The sequence below is a fragment of the Homoserinimonas sp. genome, assembly GCF_056262345.1.
In genome coordinates this window covers 1-3209 of the sequence record NZ_JBACFR010000308.1, presented here as the reverse complement: position 1 = coordinate 3209, position 3209 = coordinate 1, and the positions used below count along the sequence as shown (strand labels likewise).

The 3209-nt window shown below is 66.7% G+C and carries 3 protein-coding genes; 2 read left to right on the top strand and 1 reads right to left on the bottom strand.

All coding sequences use genetic code 11. From position 1 onward, the window contains the following. The coding region (locus tag AC062T_RS13990; protein WP_476031032.1) for a LacI family DNA-binding transcriptional regulator at nucleotides 1–1205 on the bottom strand (1205 nt) is incomplete at its 3' end. 154 nt (nucleotides 1206–1359) lie between these two features. Between AC062T_RS13990 and AC062T_RS13985 the strand changes: the two genes are divergently transcribed. Both AC062T_RS13985 and nucS read left to right on the top strand, forming a co-directional pair. Next, complete coding sequence (locus AC062T_RS13985; protein ID WP_476031030.1) at nucleotides 1360–2601, top strand: MFS transporter; 1242 nt, start codon at nucleotides 1360–1362, stop codon at nucleotides 2599–2601. A gap of 43 nt (nucleotides 2602–2644) precedes the next feature. Beyond that, nucleotides 2645–3209, top strand: a 565-nt coding sequence (nucS, locus tag AC062T_RS13980) for an endonuclease NucS (protein ID WP_476031028.1), incomplete at its 3' end; no start/stop codon positions are given.

Sequence of the window (3209 nt, the reverse complement as noted above, 5' to 3'; positions counted from 1 at the left end):
CTCATCGCCGACATCGATGCCGACCGCGACAGCGCGCCATCGAAACTCACTCCGGTCGCGGCTGTTGCGATGGACCTCCGCCGAATTCTGGCCATCATGAAACTCGACCGCGAGCGCGACCAGGGCCAAGCCTGAGGCGGGCCCGACGTATCACCCGGCTGGAACAGCACACCGAATCGGGCGGGATCGGGCGAGTGCCCGGCAAGCATCTCGGCGACGGCTCGCCCAGCGGCAGCACCCTTGTCGTGTGATGGCTGCCACACTGTCGTGAGCCGGCGCTCAAGACCATCGACACGGATGCCGTCAAAGCCGACAACGCTGAGGTCCTCTGGCACACGGAGACCGAGTTCCTCAGCCGCGGCGATCACCCCAGCGGCGAGCAGGTCGCTCTGCGCGAGAATCGCGGTTGGTCGGGCATCCGGCGCCACGTCGAGAAGCGCGAGTGCAGCCTCACGGCCGGCATCACTGCGGCTGCCCGCGGCGATCATCCCGGAGACGTCCGGGTAGACATCACGGGCCCCGGCGATCCGGTCAAGGGTCGTTGTGATGGTGGCTCCGGCCTCACGGTCAGGAGTGAGGGGTGCGAACCTCCGGTCCCGGTCCAGGCTCAGGGTGACGAGGGCAACCCGGGAGTGGCCGAGGTCCTTGAGGTGCTGTGCCAGCTGCCGGGTGCCGCCACGGTTGTCGACGCTCACCGTGTGCACGCCGTTGTCACCGGGGCCCTCGATCTGCACGATCGGGATGTTGCGGCGTCGCAGCGCCTCAAGTATGTCGAGCGCGTCCGCATTGCAGCCGACGAGCACAACGGCGTCAACAGGCGCCGTTGTGACGCTCACGACGCCTTCGCCGAGGTCGGGCAGCAGCAGGAGGCCGGCACCGATCGACGAGATCTCCTCGGCGAGGCCGTCAAGTGTCTGAATGAGCACAGGGTCACGAAAGGAGACACCGATGCGGGCGGGGATGAGCGCGCCAATGATGCCGCTTCGCCCCCGGCGCAGCGACTGGGCGAGAGGGTCGGGCCCGCCATAGTCCAGCTCCTTCGCTGCAGCGAGCACTTTCTCCCGAGTCGAGTCAGAGACCGGTCCCTGCCCGCTGAACGCGAGCGATGCGGTCGATGGCGAGACTCCGGCTCGCGCGGCAACGGCGGCGAGCGTTGGACGCCCCGCGTGGGGCATCGAGGCGGATGCCGGTGGCTGCTGGGTCATTCGTTCTCTCGTTCGGGCGAGATGGTGGGCTTGCGGGCCTGGTGCCCTTGACCGCGGGTCTTCTCTCGCGTTAGCTTAGGCGAAGCGCGGGATCGAATCGATTCGATTTCTGGATCCCCTCGCTTCCCGCCCTCACTCAGATCACCGGAAATCCATGCCTTCGCTCTCCCCAGCCGTCCGCCCGCGCCACGAACTTCTCGCCTGGCGCAACGCGATCTTCGTGATCTTCACCCTCTCCGGCCTGAGCATCGCCACGTGGGCGGCGCGACTGCCCGAGATCAAGCAAAACCTGGATGTCTCAACCGGATCGATCGGACTCCTCATCCTGGGCATGAGCGCTGGCTCGATCCTCGGACTCATGGCCTCCGCGGCGCTCATGGCTCGGTTTGGCGCCCGCACCGGCATGGTCTTTTCGCTGACCTGCGTCGCGGTCGGGCTCGTCCTCATCGGCATCGGCGCCGGTGTCGTGTTCTCGCCCCCGCTCGTCTTCCTCGGCCTCGCCCTGTTCGGCTTCGGCAACGGAAGTGTCGACGTGATGATGAACGTCGAGGGTGCCGCCGCCGAGACCGAGTTGGGCAAGACAGTGCTCCCCCTCATGCACGCGTTCTTCAGCGTCGGAACCGTCCTCGGTGCTGGAATCGGCGCCGCGGCATCCGCTCTGGAAATCTCAGTGGTCTGGCACGCCGTTGCGATGGCAGCGCTCATCGCCCTCGCTGTTGTGATCGCCGTGAGATATGTGCCGATTCGAGAGAACCTCGGTGACACGACAACCACGTCTTCGCACAAGCAGGACTGGAAGGCTCGGCTGCGGGCAAATCTCGCGGTGTGGGCGGATGTCAGGCTCATTCTCATCGGCGTCATCATGCTCGGAATGGCATTCGCGGAAGGTAGCGCCACAGACTGGCTCGCCCTCGCAACCGTCGAAGGGCACGGCCAGTCTGAACCAACGGGAGCGATCGTCTTCGGCGTCTTTGTCTCGGCGATGACGGTCGGGCGGGTGGCCGGCGGTCCGCTCGTCGATCGTTTCGGCCGCGTCGTCGTCCTTCAGGTCTCCGCGGTTTCGGCGGCGATCGGGCTGCTCGTGTTCATCCTCGGCCCCGAGCTGTGGATCGTCGTTATCGGCACCGTGCTGTGGGGGCTCGGGAGCGCCCTGGGCTTCCCGCTCGGAATGTCCGCGGCAGCCGAGGGGCCGAACGCCGCTGCGCGAGTGAGCGCCGTCGCCATGATCGGCTACCTTGCCTTCCTCGTCGGGCCGCCCGTCATCGGCCTTCTCGGCGACCAGATCGGCCTCCTCAACGCGCTCTTCGTTGTGCTTGTACTCGTGGTGCTCTCGGGGCTCGCGTCGCCCGCCGCCCGCGAACGGAAAGCGAAGCTGGCGTCACGGCCGGCGTCCTGACCGTTCGTCCGGAGAGGCCTCCCGGCCGGGCTACACTTCTCGAGTGCGTTTGGTGATTGCGAAGTGTTCCGTTGACTATGCCGGACGACTCTCGGCACACCTGCCGCTGGCCACCCGCCTGCTGATGGTGAAGAGCGACGGCAGCCTCCTCGTCCACTCCGACGGCGGCAGCTACAAGCCGCTCAACTGGATGAGTCCGCCGTGCACGCTCACCATCGGTGAGCCCGACGCGCCCCAGACGGATGCCGGCGTCACGGAGACCTGGAAGGTCACCCACGCAAAGACCGGCGACATGCTGATCGTCTCGATCTACGAGGTGCTGCACGATTCGGCGCACGAACTCGGCATCGACCCCGGCCTGCAGAAGGACGGCGTTGAGGCCCACCTGCAGAAGCTCCTGGCCGAGCAGATCGAACTGCTCGGCGACGGCCACACCCTCGTGCGCCGGGAGTACATGACGGCGATCGGCCCCGTTGACATCCTCGCCCGCGACGAGAAGGGCGCGTCGGTGGCCGTCGAGCTCAAGCGACGTGGTGATATCGACGGCGACGAGCAGCTCACCCGCTACCTCGAACTGATGAACCGCGATCCGCACCTCGCGCCCGTTT